Here is a 21,326-nt window from a genome sequence, read left to right as displayed (position 1 = left end):
GCCGGGTGCCTGGCACGCCCACGCTGGGAGCAGGAGCGATGAAGGGAACCGGTGCGATGACTACCGCCACCACGACGACCGCGGCGTTGCCCGCCGGGCACCGCGAAAGGCTGATGCAATTCGCCCATGAGGCCTCCTTCGAGGCCGGGGCCCGCCTGTTCGAGGAGGGTCGGCGCGCCGACCGCTTCTGGATCGTGCGGACCGGCACCGTAGCCTTGGACCTGCGCGTACCCGATCGCCGGCCCGCCGTCATCGAGACGCTCGGGCACGGCGAACTGGTCGGCTGGTCCTGGCACTTCCCGCCGTACATCTGGCACTTGGGCGCCGAGGCGATGAGCCCGGTGCGGACCTGGGAGTTCGACGCCGAGGCCGTGCGGGCGGCGTGCTCCGAGGACCCCGAGTTCGGCCGGGTGATCGCCGTGTGGGTCGGGCTCGTTGTCGCCGACAGGCTGCACGCCTCCCGAATCCGGCTGCTCGACCTCTACGCCCCTCACGGCAGTGGCGTTCTGGAATGACTGCCGTGACCCGGCATCGCCGCCGTTCCGAGGAGGAGAACATGGACAGCAGCCCCCACCATGTGAGTGACGTGATGACACGCGCCGTCATCGCCGTGGGCCGCAAGGCCCAGTTCAAGGACCTCGTCGAACGCATGGAGCAGTGGAAGGTCAGTGCCGTTCCCGTGCTGGAGGGCGACGGCCGGGTGATCGGAGTGGTGTCCGAGGCCGATCTGCTGCCGAAGGAGGAGTTCCGGGACAGCGATCCGGACCGGGTCACCCAGCTGCACCGCTTGGCCGACATGGCCAAGGCCGGGGCGGTGTCCGCCGAGGAGCTGATGAGCACTCCGGCCGTCACCGTCCACGCCGACGCCACACTCGCCGAGGCGGCACGCATCATGGCGCTCCGGCACGTCAAGCGGTTGCCCGTCGTGAACGCCGAGGGTGTGCTCGAAGGCGTCGTCAGCCGAGGCGACCTGCTGAAGGTGTTCCTGCGCCCGGACAACGACCTTGCCGACGAGATACGGCGCGACGTCCTCGACGTCCTGTTCCCGGCCCCCGTCGAGCCCGTGCACATCACAGTGGTCGGCGGCGTCGCGACCCTGACCGGCAGGGTGCAGGACTCGACCCGCATTGCGCTCGCCGCACGACTGGTGCGAGGCGTCGAAGGCATCGTCGGCCTGGACTGCCGGCTCACCGCCGACGACGGGACATGAAGCTGCGCGGGGACCTGAAGCTGCTCGTGAGCGCTCGGAATGATCAGCGCGGAATGATCAGCGACTCACGTCACGCCTGCGGCCCGGACGGCGGAGCCGACCGCGGGGCGAGACATCTTGTCGTGTGCTGACGTTGTCGTGTGCTGACGGTCATGTGGTGACGGCCTCCCTCAGGGCGTGACGGCCCGGCCCGCGCCCGGTAGGTCGGTGTCCGGCAGGTCGGGGTCGAGGTCCGGGTGGCGGGGCAGACCGACGAGCGCGCAACGCACGTCCACCACACCCGGCACGGCCCGTGCGAGGCGGACAGCGAGCGGGATGAGGGCGGTCTCGTGGACCCGGCCGGCAAGCGTGACGACACCGTCGTGGACGTCGGACCGGATCGCTTCGGTATGCGTGCCGAAGAGCCGTACGACGACATCCCGCCGGACCTCCTCGCCGATGGCCTCGTCGTCCCGCAGGAAAATCTTCAGCAGGTCGGAGCGGCTGACGATGCCGTTCAGTGTCCCGTCGCGGCCGACGACCGGCAGCCGTTTAACCCTGTTGCGCGCCATGACACGGGCGGCATGGGCGAGGGTGGCGTCCGGCGCCACCATGACGGCAGGCGTGGTCATCAACTCGCCCGCAGTCACCGCGCCCGCCTTGCGGACCTCCGCGAAATCCTGCACCTGCCCGTATCGGCCGACATCTCCCCCGCTGTACTCCTCCTTGGGCAGCAGGTCGGCCTCGGAGACGACGCCGACCACGTGTCCGGCGTCGTCCAGCACCGGGAGGGCGCTGACCCGCCACTCGCGCATGGCCTTCACGATGTCCTTGAAGGCCGCGCCCGTCCGAAGTGCGACGACCCGGGCCGTCATCACGTCGTTCACGAGGATCGGAGTGCCGTTCATGGCATCCTCCCGGGCTCGGTGCCGTCTCGGACACTTTCAGGCTGCGGCCTCGAGCCCGTCCGGGCCATGGGCCGAGTGGGCCCGACACGCTGAACCGCCGGCCCTGCGCCAAGCGTGGACACCCACTGGCCGTCCAGGCCGTACGGCCCGCTCGAGGGGCCAGGTGGCCCCTGGCCGGCCCTCCCCCCACCGGCACAGGCTGGAATCGGCAGGACCGACGCAGACCTTTCGGAGTCATCATGGATGGCACCCCGCACATCGTCAGCGATGTCATGACGCAAACGGTCGCCGCGGTCGGGCGGCGGGCCCCGTTCAAGGAGATCGTGCAGCTGATGCAGGACTGGCAGATCAGTGCCCTCCCTGTGATCGAGGGTGAGGGACGAGTGGTCGGCGTGGTCTCCGAGGCCGACCTGCTGCCCAAGGAGGAACTCAGGGACAACCCCGACACGGCCTACCTCCAGCTGCGTCAGCCGGTCGACGTGGCCAAGGCCGACGCCCTCGCCGCAGGAGACCTCATGTCCTCCCCCGCCGTCACGATCCGAGCCGACGCCACGCTCGCCCAGGCCTCGCGCACCATGGCGCAGGAGGGGGTCAAGAGGCTGCCCGTGGTGGACGAGGCAGGTCTGCTGGCGGGTGTCGTCAGCCGTGCCGACCTGCTCAAGGTCTTCCTGCGCGGGGACGACAAGATCGCCGATGAGATCCGGCACGACATCGTGTCCCACCTCTTCCCGCCCCCGGCCTCGACCCTTCAGGTGGAGGTCCATGACGGAGTGGCCACCCTGACGGGCCGCCTTCACGACACCGCCATGGTCCCCCTGGCCGCGCGCCTGGTGCGGTCCGTCGAAGGAGTCGTCGATGTGCGGTTCGACCTCGCGCGCGACACCGCGGAGTAGGTGGGGCTCCCCGCGCCCGGCCCCGGGAGACGGCGCCCGGCCCGCGACACATTGGCCCCGGGACATATTGCTGGCTCCTCTGACGGTGGCAGTGGGGCACACGAAGCAGCAACGAGCCCTTCAGGACCCGCTGCCGCTTCGTTGACACGTCACGTCAGGTGCCATGCCGGATCTCGACATGCCGGGCCTCTGGCTTCTCGGCACCCAGGCCCACGCTGACGGTCAGCAGACCGTTGGTGTAGTCGGCCTTGACGTCGTCCTCATCAGCGCCGGACGGCAGAGTCAGGCTGCGGCTCAACTCGCCGTACCGGATCTCGCTGTGGTTCTTGTCCACGTCTCGTTCGATGCGTTCCGCCCGGACCGTCAGCAACCCGTCACTGATCACAACATCGATGTCTTCGGTGGACATGCCTGGCAGTTCGGCACGCATGACGTAGCGGTCGTCCTCCATGTAGTCCTCGATACGGACCGCGGGCATCGTGAACTTGCCGGGAATGGTCTCGAACCAGTCCGGCATTTCCGGGAACTGGAACTTCTGCTTGCGTGTCAGTGTGGCCATCGCTCTACCTCCTCGGCGCTCGTCGCGTCGGCCGACACCTCCAGTGCACCGCGACCGGTCCCCCCGCGCTGAGGCCGAACAGCCCAAGCCCGGGGCCCGGAAGTCCCTTCTCTCCTGCGCTCCCGCGACCAGACTGATGGGGAGGGAACCACGACATCTCGGCGGCGATCACCATGTCCGGCGTCACCACCACCGATCTCTACGAAGTGACCATGGCCCTGTCCTACCTACGCGAGGACATGCGGGCCCCGGCCACCTTCAGCCTCTTCGTCCGGGACCTCCCACCTGGCCGGGGCTTCCTGGTCGCGGCGGGCCTGGAGCCCGCCCTGGACTTCCTCTCCGAATACCGTGTCGAGCGCGAAGACGTCGACGAGTTCGCCGCCGCGCTGCACCGCCCGGTACGGGACCTCGAACCCCTCCTCGGTCTCGTCTTCGAGGGTGAGGTGCGCGCGGTTCCGGAGGGGAATGTGGTGTTCGCCGGTGAGCCTTTGCTGGAGGTGACCGCGCCACTTCCTCAGGCCCAGCTCGTCGAGACGTACCTGCTCAACCAGTTCTGCCATCAGACGGTGGTGGCGTCCAAAGCGGCCCGCTGCGTCCTGGCGGCGGCCGGACGGCCTGTGGTGGACTTCTCTCTGCGCCGGACGCACGGTCCGTGGGCGGGCACTCAGGCAGCCCGTCTCGGAGCCATGGTCGGCTTCGCGGGAACCAGCAACGTGGCCGCGGCCACGGCCCTCGGTATCCCGGCTTCAGGGACCATGGCGCACTCCTACATCGAGACTTTCACCGGTGAAGAAGAGGCGTTCCGTGCCTTCGCGCGCTGCCACCCCGGCCCCCTCACCTTTCTCGTGGACACCTACGACACCGAGGTGGGCGTGGGAGTCGCGGCCCGTGTCCTGCGCGACCTGCGGCGCGGCCCCGGCTGCGCGATCCGCCTGGACAGCGGCGACATGGACGCCCTCTCGCGCCGGTCACGAGCCATCCTGGACGATGCCGGACTGCTCGACGTGCGCATCGTGGCCAGTGGCGGACTCGACGAGTACGGCGTGGCCCGACTCGTGGACGCCGGTGCCCCGATCGACGTGTTCGCCGTGGGCACCCGCGTCGGCGTCGCCGCGGACGCCCCGTACCTGGACGCCGCGTACAAGCTCGTCGAGTACGACGGCCGCCCCGTGATGAAGCTGTCCTCGGCGAAGGTCACGGCCCCGGGCCGTAAACAGGTGTACCGGCGCGCCGGGCACCCGGACGTCGTCGCTCTGTCCTGGGAGGAAGCACCGGACTCGGCACGGCCACTACTGCACACGGTGATGCGTGACGGTAGGCGAACAGGGCCACCGGACCGCTGGCAGGACGCGCGCGAAAGGTTCCGCGAGGACACCGACGCGCTGCCGCCGTCGGCGCGGCGGATCCACGACCCCGAACCGGGGCGCGCGGACCGTTCCCCAGCGCTGGAGGAACTGACCACGAGGGTCCGCTCGGACATCGAGGCCAGGATGATCTCGACAGGCGTTGCCGCGCCGTCGCATCGAGGAGTCGAAGAGGCAATGACGACACCCGCCTCCACGCGGGAAAGCCACCGCGCGACGCCAAGGACCGAACCGACGCCGAGTCGCACCACCGTGTACGCCCGTGCTGGGGACGAGATCGTCGTGCGCGGCACCACGGCCGGTGTTGTCACGCGGGACGGCGAAGTCGTCGGCGTTCACCACCGCGACGGCAGCCCGCCCTACGACGTGCGCTGGGCAGAGGATGGACGCGTGACCCTCTACTTTCCCGGACCGGATGCCTATGTCCGGCACCTGGCGAGTGAGCCGGTCGCCATGGACAGGGTCACCGACATACCGTCGGCGCCCGTCACACCTCAGGCCGCCCACGACCATGTCCGGAGCGAGTGAACGCAGGCCGTTCCTGGTCATGTTGCCTCGGATGAGCCCGCCGGACCGTCATGAAAGCCGCTCACTCAAGTGAGCGGGAAGGCCACTTGGACCCGAGTCCGGCCCATACGGCCCTGCCACGCTGCTGCACGCGGGGCACAAACTGGAAGCGGAATGCGGACCGAGGTGCTCGGCCGGTGATCAGGTGCAGAGACGGCTGCCTCCCGGCCGAGGTCGGCACACCGGGCATGGAAGGGAAGCCACCGTGACTGCGCAAACCATCGATACGGACACTGTCACGACGCTCGTAGAGAGCGCATGTGCGGCGCCCTCGTTGCACAACGCACAGCCCTGGGAGTTCCGTTACGTTCGCAACACCGGCGTCCTGCACCTGTACGCCGACCTGGCGCGCACATTGCCACGGACCGACCCGGAGAAGCGAGGCCTTCATCTCGGGTGCGGCGCAGCACTGTTCAATCTGCGCGTGGCCGCCGCTTCGGCGGGGCTTGAGCCAGTCGTCCGGTTGCTCCCCGACCCGAACGACATGAACCTTCTCGCCGAGGTACAGCTGAGCGGTACCGCACACCCTGACACGGCACTCGCCCGCCTGCGCCCGGTGATCCCCTGCCGGCACTCCAGCCGCTTTCCCTACCGTGACGTTGAAATCCCGGTCGCCGTGAGGGAACGAATATTCGGCGCGGCCCGCACCGAGGGCGCGCAGTTGCTGTTCCCCAGCGCCTGGCACGTTCAGGAGATCGTGGAGTTGGTGCGTGACGCCGAGGGTCGGGAAGCACATGACCCAGAATTGCGCAGTGAAACAGTGCAGTGGACTCGCACAGAAGCGGTCGATCCCGCCGAGGCGGCCGACGGCGTCCCCGCCGAGGCTTTCGGCCCCAGACAGCTCGGGACCACAGCGCCGGTGCGGGACTTCACCGCCGGCCGTCCGATGCCACAACGTGGCTGGGCATCCTTCGAGAAGAACCCGCACATCGCCCTGCTGGGTACGGAACATGACAGACCTGCGGACTGGCTGCGCGCGGGGCAGGCACTGCAGCGCGTCCTGCTGCAGGCGACCATGGACGGCCTCGTCGCCTCGATGACCTCTCAGCCCTTGGAATGGCCGGAAACCCGATGGGCGGCCCGTGACCCCCTTTCCGCCATGGCCCATGTGCAGATGGTGCTCCGACTCGGCTACGGCCCCGAGGGCCACCCGAGCCCACGGCGACCGGTGGCCGAAGTGCTCGACATCGTCTGAGAAGGACGGTCCTGCACACCTCTGCGTCACGGCGCACGGAGAACGGCTGCAACTCGATGGCAAGGAGGAGGCGCATGAAGGTCTCGGATGTCATGGCCACTCCGCCCGTGTGTGTCGCGCCCCACGACCCTTTGGTCGAAGCGACCCGGCTGATGGCCCAGTCAGGCGTCGGCTCCCTCCTCGTCGTCGAGGACGGAGCGCTCCGCGGCATCGTCACCGACCGCGACATCGCCGTGCGTGGCATGGGCGGTGGCCTGACCCCAGAGACCCCGGTCGACGCGGTGATATCGGCGCCGGTGACAGTCGTCGACGTCAATGACGACCTTCAGGTGGCCTACCAGACGTTCCGCCGCACCGGCGTGCGCCGCCTACCTGTGCTGAACGCAGGCGAGGCGGTGGGCGTGCTCACGATCGACGATCTCTTCCTCGACGTCTTGCGGCGGCTGGCAGACTTGCTGGGACCGATCGCCTGGAGCGTACTGCGGGAGCCGCCCGGACCTCCGCCTCAAGGTGGGGCTTCGGTTGAACCGTGAATCGGCCCCTCGGGAAACAGCCGCTCCGCACCGGGGCTGCCCACCGACGGGTGTCACGCCCTCGTATGCGAGCCAGCCCAAGTCCGGCCAGGCGTCGCCGTATCGGACGCCCTCATTCTGCCGAGACGTGGCTCATCTGGTGCACGGCAAGGTGAGTGTGGCCCCGCTCCTGCTCAACCACATCGGCCAGGAACGGGACTAAACAGCGGCTATCCCGCTCGGGGAGGCCGTCTGGTGAACGGGGCGGACCGTCCGTGACGTGGCCCGCCGGTCCCGATGCAGCCGACGGGAGGCTCGACTTGCCTGTGGAGGAGTCGGGAAACCCCGTCCGTGGGCCCGGGCCCACTGCATACATCTCATGCCGGCTGTCGCCTTCGCCCGGACCGAAGTCAACGCGAAGGCATCGAACCAGCAGGCGGGTCAAGCACAGCCCAGCAGGCCGAACCGCTCCTGCACGGATGGGTCCTTCGGACCCGATCAAGCCCTCTCAGCCCTGCCCCATCGAAGGCAGAGCGAGGAGTATGGCTGTGTGGGTTCCGGTTCCCGGAACCCGACGCACCACAAGGAGGCCCGCCATGACTCCCCACGTCACTGCCGGTGTGGACGCCTCCCCCGAAAGCCTCGCGGCCGCACAATGGGCGGCGCGCGAGGCTGTTCTGCGTGACGTACCGCTGCACCTTGTCCACGTGGAGGCGTGGCCCGTCGCCCCGGTTCCACTGGCCTTCACCCCGTCGACGGACGTCTGGTCCGAGAACTTGCTGCGTGACTCGGCGGACCGGGCGCGCAAAGACCACCCCGGCCTGGAGGTCGTCACCGAGCATGCGCGCGGCCGTGCGGGGGACGAACTCACCGTCGCCGCGGACCAGGCCGATCTGACCGTGCTGGGTTCGCGAGGGGTCGGTGGCGTTGTCGGCTTCCTCATCGGTTCGGTGTCCCTTGCGGTGGTCGCAGCGGCAACACAACCTGTGGTCCTGGTTCGGAGTGAGAATGGCACGCAGGCACCATCGGCACCAGCCACCCCCGAGCAAGGCTCCGGAGGCATCGTCCTGGGTCTCGACATCTATCATCCGTGCGACCCGCTCGTCGCCTTCGCCTTCGGTGAGGCCGCCCGCAGGGGCGAGACCCTGCACGTCCTGCACAGCTGGGCCCTGCCCGCCTCGTACGGATACGCGGCCATCACCGACCCGGACATCGGCGTCGAGCTCGGCCGACACGCCTCCGAGGGTCTGGCGGAACTACTGCGGCCCTGGCGGCCCAGGTTCCCGGGGGTCCAAGTCACGGAAAGGGCTGTGGCCGGCGTGGCAGCCGGCGAACTTCTCCAAGCAGCGCGGGGGGCGAACCTGGTCATCGTGGGGCGTCAGCGGCGCCGCCCCCTGCTGGCACCTCATCTCGGCCATGTCGCCCACGCGGTGATCCACCACAGCGCAGCACCGGTGGCCGTCGTCCCCTTCGAGTGACCGCGCAACAGCGGGTTCCCGGTTGCGCTGTCTCCCGGCAGCCCGAAGACACACGCCTCTCAGCTGGCGCGGCCTGCCCTCGCTCGGCCGTCCACACGGACGACAGCCGACCATGTCCCCACACCCTCTGTCCGAGAGGGGCTGTCCGGCCTTGTAGCGGGCCGACACACCCTGCCCGTCTCCGCTCGCACTCGCCCGGGCGCCCACCCTCTATCCCGTCGGCACGTTCGGTGGCCCCGTCGTGGCGGGTGCCACGCCGCAGCTCCTTGGTGATCTCGTCCGCCCAAGCGTCGACGGCCTGCCAGTCGCTGTAGCGGCAGCCCATCAGCCAGAACATCACGCGGCCACCGCGCGGCAGGTGGTCGGGGCGGATGACGCCCGACAGCAGACGGGGGAACCGACGAAATGCGGCTTCGGAGGTGATGAAATGCGCCGATCCGGGGCAGCGGGCCGGGTGGCCGCCGCGTGTTGTGACACGCTAGTCGGCCACTCGGAGCCTCAGTTGGCTGGCCCGACGAACCCGCTGCTGATCAGCAGTTGATGGGGGGATTACCGGAAGCGACTCGGCAGAAGTCCGACCCGAGTCCACCATCGACGGTGCCGGCGTTCGGGCCGACGAAGATGAAGTCGCCGTCGGAGCCGCCGAGGATCCTGCCGTTCGCCGTGGTACCGGCGTTGGCCGTGATGGAGTCGCCGCCGGCACCGCCGGAGACAGTGCCGGCAACGATGCCGTTGATGACGATGTAGTCGCTCCCGCCCAAGCCGTCGACGCTATCGCCCAAGGCAAGCGCGCCGCAGCTGATGTAGTCGGGACCGGCAGTACCACTGACGGCCGTCCCGGACACGGGACGGCCGTTGACCGTACAGGAAGCCAGGGCTTGTGCAGGCGTCGCGGTCAGGGCGAGGGGAGCGGCCACGAGGGCGGCGGCGCAGAGCGCACGCATCGCATATCTGATCATGCAATGAGTGCTTCATGATGACTTCATGATCGCAACTCTGCTCCATCGATGACTCCACCGTCCGGGGCGGTCCGCCACCCGGTCGGGCCACCGAGGCTGACGATCGGATGACCGGCTTTACAGCTGGTGTCCGAGGCAGGAGTCCGGGGCTGCCAGGCGTTGTGCGAATTCGCGCGGGTCGAAATGTGTGCGATGGCGTATCCGACCAGAACATTCATGTCCCGTCTCCCAGTGTCAGTCCGATCTCTCGGCTCGACGGCAACGGGTGATGCTCCGTCACACGCTTTGCGGCACTATCGCCACCGGGCAGTCCGCGTGGTGCAGCAGGGTGTGGCCCACGCGGCTGAGTTGGAGGCCGAAGTGTCCGTGCCGGCGGCGGGCTCCGACAATCACAAGGTCCGCTGCGGCAGAGCGGTGCACAAGCACCTTCCGTGCTGTTCCCTCGACGGTCGTCCGGCACACCTTGACGTCCGGGTGGTCCGCCATGGCGTCGTGGAGCACGGCGTCGAGCCGGGCCGATGCCTGCTCCTCGTGGTAGCGCTCCGGTTCGTCGGCAAGCCCGGGGTAGTCCGTGGTCTCGTGCGCGGGGCAGCGCCAAGCGCGTACGGCATCGAGAGTGCACCCGCGCGACTCGGCCTCACGGAAGGCGAAGCGCACCGCCTCCTCGCCTGTGGCGGGGTCGCCCACACCGAGCAGGATCCGCTCATGCTGTCCATGGAGCCCGGCCGTGTCACCGCGGACCACGATCGCCGGGCATTCGGCGCGAGCCGCCACGCCAAGACCGACCGAGCCGAGGAGCAGGCCCACCAGTTCGCCCCGGCCGCGTGATCCCGTCACCACCGCCGTCGCGTTTCGGCCTTCGCGCAACAGCGCGTACACCGCGTCGTCCGGCAGCGATTCGGCCGAGACCTTCACGCCTGGGTTGCGTCGCCGGGCCTGCTCCGTGGCGGATTCGACGATGTTCTGCCCCATCATTTGTTCCGAGGGCCGATCCCGGTTGCCCGGCAGGGTGGCGCCCTCGTAGCGCTCCCATCTGGAAGCGTGGACGAGCCGGAGTGGCACCCCGAGCCTGGCCGCTTCGTCGACGGCCCAGTCGATGGCCAGAAGGCTCGAATCCGATCCGTCAACACCCACGATCAGGGGCAATTCCATGCTCCTCACCGCCTTTCACTTCCCTTTCACGACGTGCGACGCGCCTCGTGGAGCAGACGCCGTGCGCCGAGTTCGCTGCCGGTGACCAGCTCTGGCTCGATACGGAGGAAGATGTCGTGGCGAGAGGCCCTCCAGGAGTGTGGGCCGGTCCGGCGCAGCCTCCCGTATTCGGCGGGGTCGGTCACCACTGTGGCGCGTCCGGTGACCACCACACTCCATCCGGCGTGCGCCGACGGATCGACTTCGTCCGCCTGGAACGCGACCACCACACGGTCGATCGCGCCGGCAAGCTGTGACTCTGCCGAAGTCCGCACGACCACGGCGAAGTCGGCGTCGAGACAGAAGGGGACAGGCAGCACGGCGGGAAGGGCGTGGTGCGTGTGGACGACCCGGCCGACGTGTGCCGTGGCCAGGAGCCGCAGGCATTCCTGTCGGTCGAGTTCTCGGACGCCGTCCTCGGAATACATCACCGGGTTCAACTCTCCCGCGATACAGCGATACAACAGCCGCGCGCTTCGCTCTGTCGGAGTGAGAGCGCCGCATTCGCGGTCATCGGTCCGGGTCCACTTGCGAGCGGACCTTTGTCGATACCGACGGCTTCAGCCTTCGCGTCGCACCACGATCCGGCGCCCGCTGACGCTGTCCGGATCGATGCATACCCACATGTCGCGCTCGCCGCCGGCCCAAGGTTCGCTGTAGGCGAGGGCGTTCAGACGTCGCACGGTGTCGGCATCCGACACGGCCCGGGCGGGCCCCTGCAGCAGCACGCTCCAGCCCTGGCTCAGAGCCTCGTCGATCTGGTCGACCTCGAAGGCCACGTGCGTGCCGACGGCGGTCGCGGGCGTCGCGTCAGGTGCCGTCCTGTAAGCGATCATGCCATCGACGACGCTGTAGTTCAGGGGGACGACGAACGGCCCGGCCGGGCCGTCGACAGCGACCCTGCCGACACCATGCGTTGACAATCGCGCCCAGCACTCCTCCACACTAAGTTCGATCAACTCGGGGTGTCGGGCTGCCCTGCCCATGCCGGGTGTCAGTTCCGCGTCGCCGCCGCGCAAGGCGGACAAACGCATGTCCAGGGCGTCGGCGAGCCGGATCAGGACGCCCATGCCCGGCATGGCGGTGGACTTCTCCTCCAGGTACTGGATATACCCAGGGGCGGTGCCCGCCCTGGCAGCCGTCTCCTCACGGGTAAGACCGAGTTCCTCACGTCGTTGAGCGATGCGACGCCCGATGTCACTCTGTGCGCGGCCCGTCGGTACGGCCTCCGCATGCGGCGTTGCCCTTTCGGACATGGCGCTTCACCTCTTCCTGTCAGGACGTCTTGAGCGTCACTTCGTCGTGCTGCGGCTCGCCGAGGACAACCTTGAGCGCGCCGGTGCCCGCAGCCCGCGAGAAGACGTCGTACGCCTGCTCCATGTCGCCCAGCGAGAAGGTATGCGTGACCATGGACGACGCGGGCAATCGGCCGGCGGCCATCATGCGCAGCAGAGTGGGAGTGGAGTGCGTGTCGACCAGGCCGGTCGTGATCGTCACGTCCTTGATCCACAGGTCTTCGAGGTGGAGAGTCGCCGGCTTCCCGTGCACACCGACGTTGGCAACATGCCCGCCGGGTCGCACCATGCGCGTGCACAGTTCAAAGCTCTCCGGCACGCCCACCGCTTCGATCACCACATCGGCCCCCAGGCCCAGGGTGAGGTCCTCGACCAACTGCTCGGCCTCGTCGCCCGGGAGGGCCACGGCGTCGGCACCCAGATTCTTCGCGGCGTCGAGCCGGAACTGGTCGAGGTCCACGGCAATGATCTTCTCGGGGGTGAAGAACCCTGCCGTGGCGATCGTGGCCAGCCCGATGGGACCCGTCCCGACCACGACGACGGTGTCTCCGGGAGTCACATGCCCGTTGAGGACACCCACCTCGTATGCGGTGGGGAAGATGTCGGCGAGCAGAACGGCGTCCTTGCTGTCCACCGCACCCGGCAGGAGGTGTGTGGACAGGTCCGCATGGGGGACGCGGACGTATTCGGCCTGAGTGCCGTTGATCAGATGTCCGAGAATCCATCCGCCGCCACCCCGGCACTGCCCGTACGCCCCCTCGCGGCAGAAGCGGCATCGGCCGCAAGCCGTGATGCAGGAGACCAGGACACGGTCACCCGGGCGGACACCGCGCACGTCGCTGCCCACCTCGACGATCTCACCGACGGCTTCGTGTCCGAGCACCGTGCCGGGACTCACCTCCGGCACGTCGCCGTTGAGAATGTGCAGATCCGTCCCGCAGATGGTGACGGCGTCGACGCGGACGACGGCATCGGTGGAGTCCTCAATGCCTGGGTCCGGTACGTCCTCCCATGCGGACATGCCGGAGCCGTGGAATACGAGTGCCTTCATGACGATTCCTCCCGGTGCCTTCCGGCTGTCAGTCCTGCCGATGACAGCGAGGGGTGGCTCTCCTTTGCGCTGCCCCTCCGTCCTGCCGCCCGTTCCGACGGCGGCTCCAGACTCCTGGCGGTTGTCTTGCTCGCAGAGCCTCCTCGTGTTTCCAGCGTGCCGTTGCCCGGCGCTCCCCCACATGGGCCGGGCGGTCCCCATCAGCGGGCCACGCGGGGCCGTTCGGGCCAACCGCGAAGTCGGAGCAGGCACGGAATCGGCTTCGCCCCTGCGCCGGCGCCACGACCGCCGTGCGCGGCGCGGCGCGGCCGGCATGTGGCCGACGCGATGGAGCGCCACATGGCCCGCAATCCGGTCCGTTCGGCCTCTGCCGCCCCTGCCCTGCCGGGTGTCCCCTTCGTGTGAGGGGGAGGTGACGAGGAGGTGCAACGCCATGCGCAGGCTCACGTCACGCAGGCGGAGGCGCTGGCTGTGGCGGTGGCGGAGCAATCCGTTACGCCGACGCGACGACGTCGTCGAGACCTGGATCGTCCTCGCCATGTGGGTGGTCATCGGCCTGGGCGGAACTCTCGTCGGTGTGGTCACCGCCCAGGCCGCCGAAGCGTCCTTCGCACAGCTGCGGCACGATCGGCACTCGGCCCGGGTCGTCCTCGTCGAGAACACCACCCGCGCGGTGCAGACGGGGGAAGGCTCCACCTACCGCCATGTTCGGGCGAAGGTCCGGTGGACGGCGCCGGACGGTTCCGTTCGGACCGGCCGAGCCCCGGTGGACTCCGGCCGCAACGCCGGTTCACGCGTCACAGTGTGGCTGGACAGCAACGGACAGTTCACCGAGAAGCCGCCGGCCGCGAAGGCGGCCGCCGTCGAGGCGGGCACGCTCGGCACGGGAGCGGCACTCGCCTTCGGCGGTCTTGTCTTCGCCGCGGGGCGCCTCGCACAGTGGCGACTCGACCAGCGGCGCTACGACCGGTGGGGTCGCGAGTGGGAGCAGGTCGGGCCTCGATGGGGACGCAGGACGACATGACACAGGCCTCGTTGACCGACGGGTGCAGCCGACGCCCGGGGCCTGAGGACGGGGTGCGGGAGAACTGTGGCAGGCCGCACATCCGAACGAGGCGAGCCCAGCCGGGCTCCATGGTCGGTGCCATGCGGACCGGCCATAGGGCCGGGTGGCCCATGGCAAGAGAGCCTTGCTCAGGGAGACCTTGGAGGTGGGAGAGCACCGCTCAAGGAAGAGGCAGGGCCATGAACGCTTCCCCCACCGACACGATGGTGCGGGCACTGCCCGCCGAATACAGGGAACGGCTGATGAGCGTCGCCCGCGAGGTGTCATTCCCTCAGGGCAGCCGTCTGTTCAAGGAGGGCGGCCACGCCGACCGGTTCTGGATCATCCGCACCGGCAACGTCGCTCTCGACCTCCATGTGCCGGGCCGCCGCGACGTCGTCGTGGAGACCCTCACCCACAGTCAACTCGTCGGCTGGTCCTGGCTGTTCCCACCGCACACCTGGCACCTGGGCGCCGAGGCGACAAGCCCGGTGCGGGCCTACGAATTCGATGCCGCCGCGGTGCGTGCGCTGTGCCAGGAAGATCCCGCGCTCGCCGCTGCGGTGACCCAATGGGTAGGCAGCATCGTCGCCCACAGGCTGCAGTCCACGCGGAAGCGGCTGCTGGACCTGTACGCCCCTTACGGCAGCGGGAGCGCTCTTTGACCACCGAGCTCTCACTGCGCGCATCGTCATGCAGGATCGCGTATAGGTGCGCCCCCACTCGCAGGTGGGGCCCGGCCGCGCGGACCGTTCACCGTGCCGCCCATCCGAGCTGGGCCGGTCGGCCCTAGTGCATCCGGCCGCCGAGGGATAATGATCGTCGTCAGAGACAACCTGTGGTCCGCCCGGGGAACGAGGGGTCGTCATGGCCGAGGCACGTACCTTCACGGCGCAGAATCCGATCCGTGTCTTCCTGTTGGACGACCATGAGGTCGTCCGGCGCGGCCTGTCCGACCTCCTGAACGCGGAGCCGGACATCTCGGTGGTCGGGGACGCGGAGAACGTGGAGCATGCGCTGGCCCGCGGACCGGCCGTCCGGCCGGACGTGGCCGTCCTCGACGTCCGGCTCCCCGACGGAGACGGGATCAGCGTCTGCCGGGAACTGCGCAGCCAGATGCCGGAGTTGGCCTGTCTGATGCTGACGTCGTTCGACGACGAGGAAGCCCTGCTCGACGCGATCATGGCCGGGGCATCGGGCTACGTGCTCAAGCAGATCAAGGGTTCCGACCTGGTCTCGGCGGTACGTACGGTCGCCTCGGGACAGTCGATGCTCGATCCCGCGACCACCGCACGTCTGATGCGGTCCCTGCGGGCCGACCCTGACGCCACACCGGAACTCGCCCCCGAGCTGGCAGGTCTGTCACCGCGCGAGCGGGACATCCTCGCGCTCATCGGGGACGGTCTGACCAACCGCGAGATCGGCAAGCGTCTCTACCTGTCGGAGAAGACGGTCAAGAACCACATCTCACGGCTGCTGGCCAAGCTGGGTGTTCACCGCCGAGTCCAGGCCGCGGTTCTCGCCACCCAGCTGGAACAGCACGACACCACCGATCACCCCATGTAGTGGGCCATGCAGAGGTGAGTCCCAGCGGCGTCGAGCCCGCCGGGGGCCGGAACCGCCGCCACACATAAGCCCGCCGTGCCTCCCAGATGCAGACCCGGCGACGAATCAGCCAGGCTTGACGGGTACCCGCCACGCCAACCGCGTACCCCCGCCCTCCTCACGCGCGCCGAGCGTGAAGCTGCCGCCGAGCGCGATCGCCCGCTCTTCCATGTTCCTCAGGCCGCTGCGTACGACGCTGCCGGGCACGCCGCAGCCGTCGTCCGTCACCACCAGCGTCAGTTCGCCCCCGCCACAGCGCAGCCGTACGTCCACGACCTGCGCTCCGGCGTGCCGTGCCGCGTTGCTGAGCGCCTCCCCGAGCACCGCGACCACCTGATCCGCGATGTCAGCCGGGACATCCGTCTCGACGAGCCCCTCGATCCGCAGCGCGGGCAGAAACCCCAAAGAGGCGGCCGACGTCTTCACCAGGTCCGAGACCCTGCCGCGCAGACCCGCGGCGTTCGGCGCTGCCCCGCCGTGCGTCCGCAGGCCGAAAATCGTGGACCGAATGATCTTGATGGTGTCGTCCAGGTCGTCGACGGTCCGCGCCAGCCGCTCGCTGCCCTCGGGGTGCTCCATGAAGCGCTGGGCGCTCTGCAGCGTCATCCCTGCCGCGAAAAGGCGCTGAATGGCCAGGTCGTGCAAATCGCGCGCGATGCGGTCACGGTCCTGGAGAAGCAGGATCTGTTCCGCGTCACGCCGTCGTTCGGCCAGCTCGAGTGCCAACGCCGCCTGATCGGCGAATCCGAGCAGTGGTCCGGTGTCCACGTCTCCGAACGGCGGCCTGCCCGGCACGCGCCCCAGGATCAGCACACCGCGCGCCTTCCCGCTGGTGCCGAGCGGCACGGCGGCCACCGGACCGAGCCCGGCCCACTGCGGCTCTCCCCCGCCGATGCGTGAATCGTGCTCGATGTCGGCGACCACGGGTCCGGCCGAACTCAGCGCGGCGCCGACGAATCCGTCCGCGGAAGACATCACCAGACCGCTGCGCCGCTCTGCGTCCAGACCGACCGCGATCACCGGCCGCAGGGCTTCGTCACCCTGCGACCCCTCCGCGATCATCCCGACGTCCGCGGAGACGATCTTCCGGGCCTGTTCGGCGATCAGTTCCAGCACCTCGTCACTCGGGGCCCCCGTGAGGAGCATGCTCGTGACCTTGCCGCTGGCACGCTGTGAGCGCTCACGAAGTCTGGTCTCCTCGTACAGCCGTGCGTTCTCGATCGCCACGCCCGCCGCCACCGCGAGCGTGGAGAGCACCGCCTCGTCCTCGGCGTCGAATCCCTTGCCGCTGCGCTTCTCGGTGAGGTAAAGGTTCCCGAACACGTCGTCGCGCACCCGGATCGGGACGCCGAGGAAGGAGTGCATCGGCGGGTGATTGGCCGGAAAGCCGTACGAGGTCGGATGCTCCGAGATTTCCGGAAGTCTGAGTGGTTCCGGGTGCCGGATCAGCTCCCCGAGGATCCCGTGTCCGCAGGGCAGCGCCCCGATGGCCGCGCGCTGCTCGTCGTCGATGCCCACCGTGAGGAACTGGGACAGCTTGCGATCGTCACCGATCACACCCAGCGCCCCGTACTCGGCGTCCACCAGCACCACGGCGGCCTCGACGATGCTCCTCAGCACATGGGGCAGGTCCAGCTCCCTCCCCACCGAGAGAACGGCCTCCAACAAGCCGTGCAACCGGTTCTGGGTGCCGCGCGCCGCGGCGATGCGCACCTGCAGCTCGCCCAGCAGGTCATCGAGCCGCAGCTTGGGCAGATACTGCGCGGCACCCCCTGGCCCTTCTCCGCTCATCGCTTCCTCCGACCGACTCACGCAGACAGGCAGACATACAGAGAGCAGGACAAATCTCCCTGTCTTCACCGTACTGTCCAGGAGCGCTCGGCATCACGCTTCAATGCGCCGAAGCCGCTCGTTGCCGGTCAAACGGGCGCAGCGTTCCGGGACGCGCACCATCCTCTGCCGTCACTCATCACATGGGCCCTCCGCGCAAGGTGACGACAAATGACGGCGGGTGACGGCACAGGACGGGCGTCCTTGTGCCGGCGCCCCGCGTACAGCCCACCTCCGACCACCACCGCGTCGTACGGCTCCACACGCGTCATCGACCGTGCGGACACAGCGTCGGCCCGCATTCCGTTCTTGAGCAGGACCTCGGCAATGCTTTCGGCAATCTGCGCGGTCGTTCCGTTCTTCGTCCCGCAGGCGACCAGCACACTCTTCTGCAGGACGGGTGGCTCGTCCCAACTCCGTGCATCCAGCGGTACGCAGTCCCTTCCAGAGGCTGACCCGGTGCGTCGCACGGGCCGGTCGGCCCCTGCTGCGGTGCCGCCCCGTCATCACCCCGGCAGGGTGAGCGTGCAGGACTCTCCGGGCGCCACCGAGACGGTGCGGTCCGTGAGAGCGATGCCGATCGGATCGTGGTCGGACGCCGGAACGGAAACCCGCATCTGGCCCGCGCTCAGCCTCAGTCGCACACCCCGGTGTCCCCGGTAGCGGAGCGCGAACCCGTACTCGGACAGCTCGGGCAAGGGCACAGGGTCGAACCACAGGGCGCCATCGCGGGTCTCGAGGCCGGTCAGCCCGCGCTGTACGAGGTCGAGGGTGCCGGCCATGGCACCGAGGTGAACACCCTCACCCGTGGTGCCGCCCTGCAGATCCGCGATGTCACCCGCAAGTGCCTCATGGACGTAGGTCCACGCCTCGGCCCGTCGAGCCCTCGCCAGCACCCACCCGTGGACAAGACTGCTCAGGGTCGAACCATGGCTCGTCCGACGGAGATAGTGATCGACGGTGCGACGCCAGACGGTGTCGTCCAGCTCGTGGCCCAACCTGCGGAACAGGCCCGTCAGTTCGGCGGGCGAGAAGAGATAGCCCAGCATCAGGACATCGGCCTGCTTCGACGCCTGATACCGATTGACAGTGTCGCCTTCGGCCTCAAGAATCCGGTCGAGGCGCCGGATGTCACCGTAGCGGTCCCGGTAGGCCCGCCAGTCGAGCTCAGCCAGATCGCCGTACCCCTCGAACTGGCTGATGACTCCGGCATGGAACGGCACGTGCAGCCTGCGGGAGACGTCCTCCCACCGGTCGAGTTCGGCGGGCTCGAGCCGGGTGGTCTCGCACAGGTCCCGGCGCACCGGTTCGGGCAGGCCGCGCAGGACGTCGAGGGTGCGGGTCAGCACCCAGGCGGCGGTGACATTGGTGTACGCATTGTCGTCCAGCCCGGGATCGCGGGCGCCGGGATACGCGTCGTGATACTCGTCGGGGCCGACCACTCCCCGAATCCGGTATCGGCCGAGCGTCTGGTCGAACTCCGCGATGCCGGCCCAGAACCTGGCGACCTGAAGCAGCATCTCGATGCCCTTGGTATGCAGGAACTCCGTGTCGCCGCTCGCCTCGCAGTACTGCAACACGTTGTAGGCGATCGCCGATCCGACGTGGTGCTGGAGCCGTGAGTGATCGGGCAGCCAGCGTCCGGAGCGCGGATTGAGGTGGAGCCGCTGGGTCTCCTCACGTCCGTCGCTGCCGCTCTGCCAGGGATACATGGCGCCGGTGTGCCCGGCGTCACGCGCAGCAGAACAAGCCTGTTCCAAACGGCGGTGGCGGTACGTGAGCAGGGCCCGGGAGACCTCGGGGAAGTGCAGGTTCAGATACGGCAGGACGAACAGTTCGTCCCAGAAGACATGCCCGCGATAGGCCTCGCCGTGCAGCCCTCGGGCCGGGACGCCGACGTCGAGGTCGGCGGTGTGCGGGGACAAGGTCTGCAGCACGTGGAAGAGATGCAGGCGCAGCACCGGACCCGCGCTGGTCGGCACCTCCAACTCCGCGTTGCGCCATAGCCTTTGCCACGCCGAGCGGTGCGATTCCAGCAGCGTCTCGAAGCCCGCGGCACGACGGACCCGGTCGACCGCCGCGTGCAACGGGTCGCTGATGGCCGGGTCACGCGAGGTGTGCAGGGCAACGGTTTTGTCGACCGTCACCGTGCACCCGTCGGCCAGGGAGAACCTGAGCACCTGGACGGCGCACGCGTTCTCGTGCGACAGCACCGTCTCCGCTTGCGCGTCCGCGACGGTCCGGGCCGCCAGACCGATCCTGATGTCCGAGGTGCTGGTGCGGCAGCGCATCCACACCGTGTCGGGCGCCGGCGATCCGGTCCGGACGTGCGTGAGATGGCGATGGGTGAGGGCGTGATAGCGCTCGACTCCCGTGTTGGTGACGGTCCCGTCCAGAGCCGACTCGACCTCCAAGCGTCCCGACCAGCCCTCGGCGGTCACCTGGGTCCGGAGCAGGGCCAGATGCGGGTCGGCCATGTGGACCACGCGCAGCTGTCGTACGGCGAGGCGCCGGCCGTCGTCGTCCTCGTATCGCACGACGCGTTCCAGCGTGCCCGTACGGAGGTCAAGACTCTGGCGGTGGTCGAGGAGTTTGTGCGTGTCCGGGGAGAGCCAGGTCCCGGTGTCCGTACGGAAGCGGAGTCGCAGCCAGTTGGGGAGGTTGACCATGTCTTCGTTCTCGACCCTGCGGCCGGCCACGTCCGAGGTGAGCCGGTTGTAGCAGCCTGCCGCATACGTGCCCGGGTAGTGGACGGCGTCGGCGGCGCACTCCGGTGCTGCTCCGCGGGTCGCGAAATAGCCGTTGCCGAGGGTGCACAGCGATTCACGCAGCCGCTCCTCGGCGGGATCGTAGCCCTCGTACTCCAGTGTCCACTCCCGCATCGTCAGCCCTCCCCCATCAGTTCCGCCAGGTCGTCGACCACCAGATCCGCGCCGTGCTTCAGCAGCGCGCCCCGTGTGTCGGGCGTGTGAGCGCGGTCCACCCCCACGACCAGGCCGAAGCCGTCGCGCCGTCCGGCCTCGACTCCGGCCAGAGCGTCCTCGACGACGGCGGCCTGCCGGGCGGGGACGCCCAGGCGGCGGGCGGCCTCCAGGAAGAGCGCGGGATCAGGCTTCCCCGGAAGGGCCAGGCGTCCTGCCTCCGCGCCGTCCACCAGGACGTCGAAGAAGTCGCGCACGCCCGCGCGCTCGAGGAGTTCACCGGCGTGCCGGGAGGCTGAGGCGGCGGCCAGCGGCATCCCGGCGGACCGCAGGGTGCGCACCAGCCGGACGGTGCCCGGATAGGCGTCGACGCCCTCGGCGCGCAGCCGCTCGGTGAAGAGCGCTTCCTTGTGGGCGGCGACGGCCTGGATCTCCGTGCCGGACGGCCGAAGTCCCCGGGCACGCAAGAACGCGGCGGCCCCGTCGAGGCGTGATTTGCCGTCGACGTAGCGCAGATAGTCGCCGCACACGTCGAAGGGCGGTTGTCCCTCCGGGCCCCGGGCGCGCAGGAAGCTGTCGAAGGCCGTCTTCCACGCGGCGGCGTGCACCCGCGCGGAGTCCGTGACGACACCGTCGGTGTCGAAGACCACGGCTGACGTCCCTCGCAACGCACGGGGCACGGCAGTCGTGCCGCTCCGTTCACCACTCATCGTTCGCCGGCTCTCGAATTGGCTTCGTGCCGCGCGTCGAGTCCGTCATAACGG

Annotated in this window: 21 protein-coding genes and 1 pseudogene; 11 read left to right on the top strand and 11 right to left on the bottom strand. The window is 69.0% G+C overall.

Annotated elements, in window-relative coordinates; translation table 11 throughout:
* Positions 1–56: 56 nt before the first annotated feature.
* Entirely contained in the window at positions 57–515 is a 459-nt protein-coding gene (locus OG758_RS44555) for a cyclic nucleotide-binding domain-containing protein (protein ID WP_326715127.1), read from the top strand.
* A gap of 41 nt (positions 516–556) precedes the next feature.
* Positions 557–1,210 carry a CBS domain-containing protein gene (locus OG758_RS44550; RefSeq protein ID WP_326715126.1) on the top strand — a complete coding sequence of 218 codons (654 nt, stop codon included), beginning with the start codon at positions 557–559 and terminating at the stop codon, positions 1,208–1,210.
* A gap of 170 nt (positions 1,211–1,380) precedes the next feature.
* Here the strand turns inward: OG758_RS44550 and OG758_RS44545 are convergent, their stop codons facing one another.
* The gene (locus OG758_RS44545) at positions 1,381–2,097 is read right to left on the bottom strand and encodes a CBS domain-containing protein (protein ID WP_326715125.1); all 717 of its coding nucleotides are present in this window, start codon (positions 2,095–2,097) and stop codon (positions 1,381–1,383) included.
* Between the two features lie 239 nt (positions 2,098–2,336).
* On the opposite strand from OG758_RS44545, the gene OG758_RS44540 reads away from it, so the two are divergent.
* A complete protein-coding gene (locus OG758_RS44540) occupies positions 2,337–2,990 on the top strand; it encodes a CBS domain-containing protein (protein ID WP_326715124.1) in 654 nt (217 codons plus the stop codon).
* 154 nt (positions 2,991–3,144) lie between these two features.
* On the opposite strand, the gene OG758_RS44535 is transcribed toward OG758_RS44540, so the two are convergent.
* Positions 3,145–3,549 (bottom strand): Hsp20/alpha crystallin family protein, encoded by a 405-nt coding sequence (locus OG758_RS44535; protein WP_326715123.1) that lies wholly within the window; start codon positions 3,547–3,549, stop codon positions 3,145–3,147.
* 173 nt (positions 3,550–3,722) lie between these two features.
* Between OG758_RS44535 and OG758_RS44530 the strand changes: the two are divergent.
* From OG758_RS44530 to OG758_RS44510, 5 genes and pseudogenes are all read left to right on the top strand, one after another.
* Positions 3,723–5,046 (top strand): annotated as a pseudogene (locus OG758_RS44530) (nicotinate phosphoribosyltransferase); the annotation flags it as partial.
* On the top strand, positions 5,040–5,441 hold the full coding sequence (locus OG758_RS44525) for a DUF1918 domain-containing protein (protein WP_326716243.1): 402 nt from the start codon (positions 5,040–5,042) through the stop codon (positions 5,439–5,441). The pseudogene OG758_RS44530 and the gene OG758_RS44525, both read left to right, overlap by 7 nt.
* 244 nt (positions 5,442–5,685) lie before the next feature.
* Positions 5,686–6,675 carry an Acg family FMN-binding oxidoreductase gene (locus OG758_RS44520; protein WP_326715122.1) on the top strand — a complete coding sequence of 330 codons (990 nt, stop codon included), beginning with the start codon at positions 5,686–5,688 and terminating at the stop codon, positions 6,673–6,675.
* 92 nt (positions 6,676–6,767) lie between these two features.
* Positions 6,768–7,208 carry a CBS domain-containing protein gene (locus OG758_RS44515; RefSeq protein ID WP_326715121.1) on the top strand — a complete coding sequence of 147 codons (441 nt, stop codon included), beginning with the start codon at positions 6,768–6,770 and terminating at the stop codon, positions 7,206–7,208.
* 575 nt (positions 7,209–7,783) lie between these two features.
* The gene (locus OG758_RS44510) at positions 7,784–8,665 is read left to right on the top strand and encodes a universal stress protein (protein WP_326715120.1); all 882 of its coding nucleotides are present in this window, start codon (positions 7,784–7,786) and stop codon (positions 8,663–8,665) included.
* A gap of 530 nt (positions 8,666–9,195) precedes the next feature.
* Here OG758_RS44510 and OG758_RS44505 read toward each other — a convergent pair.
* From OG758_RS44505 to OG758_RS44485, 5 genes are all read right to left on the bottom strand, one after another.
* Entirely contained in the window at positions 9,196–9,609 is a 414-nt protein-coding gene (locus tag OG758_RS44505) for a hypothetical protein (RefSeq protein WP_326715119.1), read from the bottom strand.
* Positions 9,610–9,900: 291 nt separating this feature from the next.
* Positions 9,901–10,776, bottom strand: coding sequence for a universal stress protein (locus OG758_RS44500; RefSeq protein WP_326715118.1), 876 nt, complete (start codon positions 10,774–10,776; stop codon positions 9,901–9,903).
* 26 nt (positions 10,777–10,802) lie between these two features.
* Positions 10,803–11,243 (bottom strand): pyridoxamine 5'-phosphate oxidase family protein, encoded by a 441-nt coding sequence (locus tag OG758_RS44495; RefSeq protein ID WP_326716242.1) that lies wholly within the window; start codon positions 11,241–11,243, stop codon positions 10,803–10,805.
* Positions 11,244–11,375: 132 nt separating this feature from the next.
* Entirely contained in the window at positions 11,376–11,999 is a 624-nt protein-coding gene (locus tag OG758_RS44490; protein WP_442810438.1) for a helix-turn-helix domain-containing protein, read from the bottom strand.
* Positions 12,000–12,090: 91 nt separating this feature from the next.
* A complete protein-coding gene (locus OG758_RS44485; RefSeq protein ID WP_326715116.1) occupies positions 12,091–13,161 on the bottom strand; it encodes a zinc-dependent alcohol dehydrogenase family protein in 1,071 nt (356 codons plus the stop codon).
* A 433-nt stretch (positions 13,162–13,594) separates the two neighbouring features.
* On the opposite strand from OG758_RS44485, the gene OG758_RS44480 reads away from it, so the two are divergent.
* From OG758_RS44480 to OG758_RS44470, 3 genes are all read left to right on the top strand, one after another.
* The gene (locus tag OG758_RS44480) at positions 13,595–14,185 is read left to right on the top strand and encodes an Rv1733c family protein (RefSeq protein ID WP_326715115.1); all 591 of its coding nucleotides are present in this window, start codon (positions 13,595–13,597) and stop codon (positions 14,183–14,185) included.
* A 221-nt stretch (positions 14,186–14,406) separates the two neighbouring features.
* Positions 14,407–14,871 (top strand): cyclic nucleotide-binding domain-containing protein, encoded by a 465-nt coding sequence (locus OG758_RS44475; RefSeq protein WP_326715114.1) that lies wholly within the window; start codon positions 14,407–14,409, stop codon positions 14,869–14,871.
* A 202-nt stretch (positions 14,872–15,073) separates the two neighbouring features.
* Entirely contained in the window at positions 15,074–15,772 is a 699-nt protein-coding gene (locus OG758_RS44470) for a response regulator transcription factor (RefSeq protein ID WP_326715113.1), read from the top strand.
* A gap of 105 nt (positions 15,773–15,877) precedes the next feature.
* Here the strand turns inward: OG758_RS44470 and OG758_RS44465 are convergent, their stop codons facing one another.
* The 4 genes from OG758_RS44465 to OG758_RS44450 all read right to left on the bottom strand — a co-directional run bounded on the left by OG758_RS44465 (position 15,878) and on the right by OG758_RS44450 (position 21,272).
* Positions 15,878–17,602, bottom strand: coding sequence for a sensor histidine kinase (locus tag OG758_RS44465; RefSeq protein WP_326715112.1), 1,725 nt, complete (start codon positions 17,600–17,602; stop codon positions 15,878–15,880).
* A 128-nt stretch (positions 17,603–17,730) separates the two neighbouring features.
* Complete coding sequence (locus OG758_RS44460) at positions 17,731–18,024, bottom strand: flavodoxin domain-containing protein (protein ID WP_326715111.1); 294 nt, start codon at positions 18,022–18,024, stop codon at positions 17,731–17,733.
* 123 nt (positions 18,025–18,147) lie between these two features.
* Complete coding sequence (locus OG758_RS44455; protein WP_326715110.1) at positions 18,148–20,523, bottom strand: glycoside hydrolase family 65 protein; 2,376 nt, start codon at positions 20,521–20,523, stop codon at positions 18,148–18,150.
* 2 nt (positions 20,524–20,525) lie between these two features.
* Positions 20,526–21,272, bottom strand: coding sequence for an HAD family hydrolase (locus OG758_RS44450; protein ID WP_326715109.1), 747 nt, complete (start codon positions 21,270–21,272; stop codon positions 20,526–20,528).
* Positions 21,273–21,326 lie beyond the last annotated feature (54 nt).

It is taken from the genome of Streptomyces sp. NBC_01474, assembly GCF_035918215.1.
Classification (GTDB): Bacteria; Actinomycetota; Actinomycetes; order Streptomycetales; family Streptomycetaceae; genus Streptomyces; species Streptomyces aureus.
Note: the sequence above shows the minus strand (reverse complement) of the source record. Positions and strands in the feature narration are given on the sequence as shown.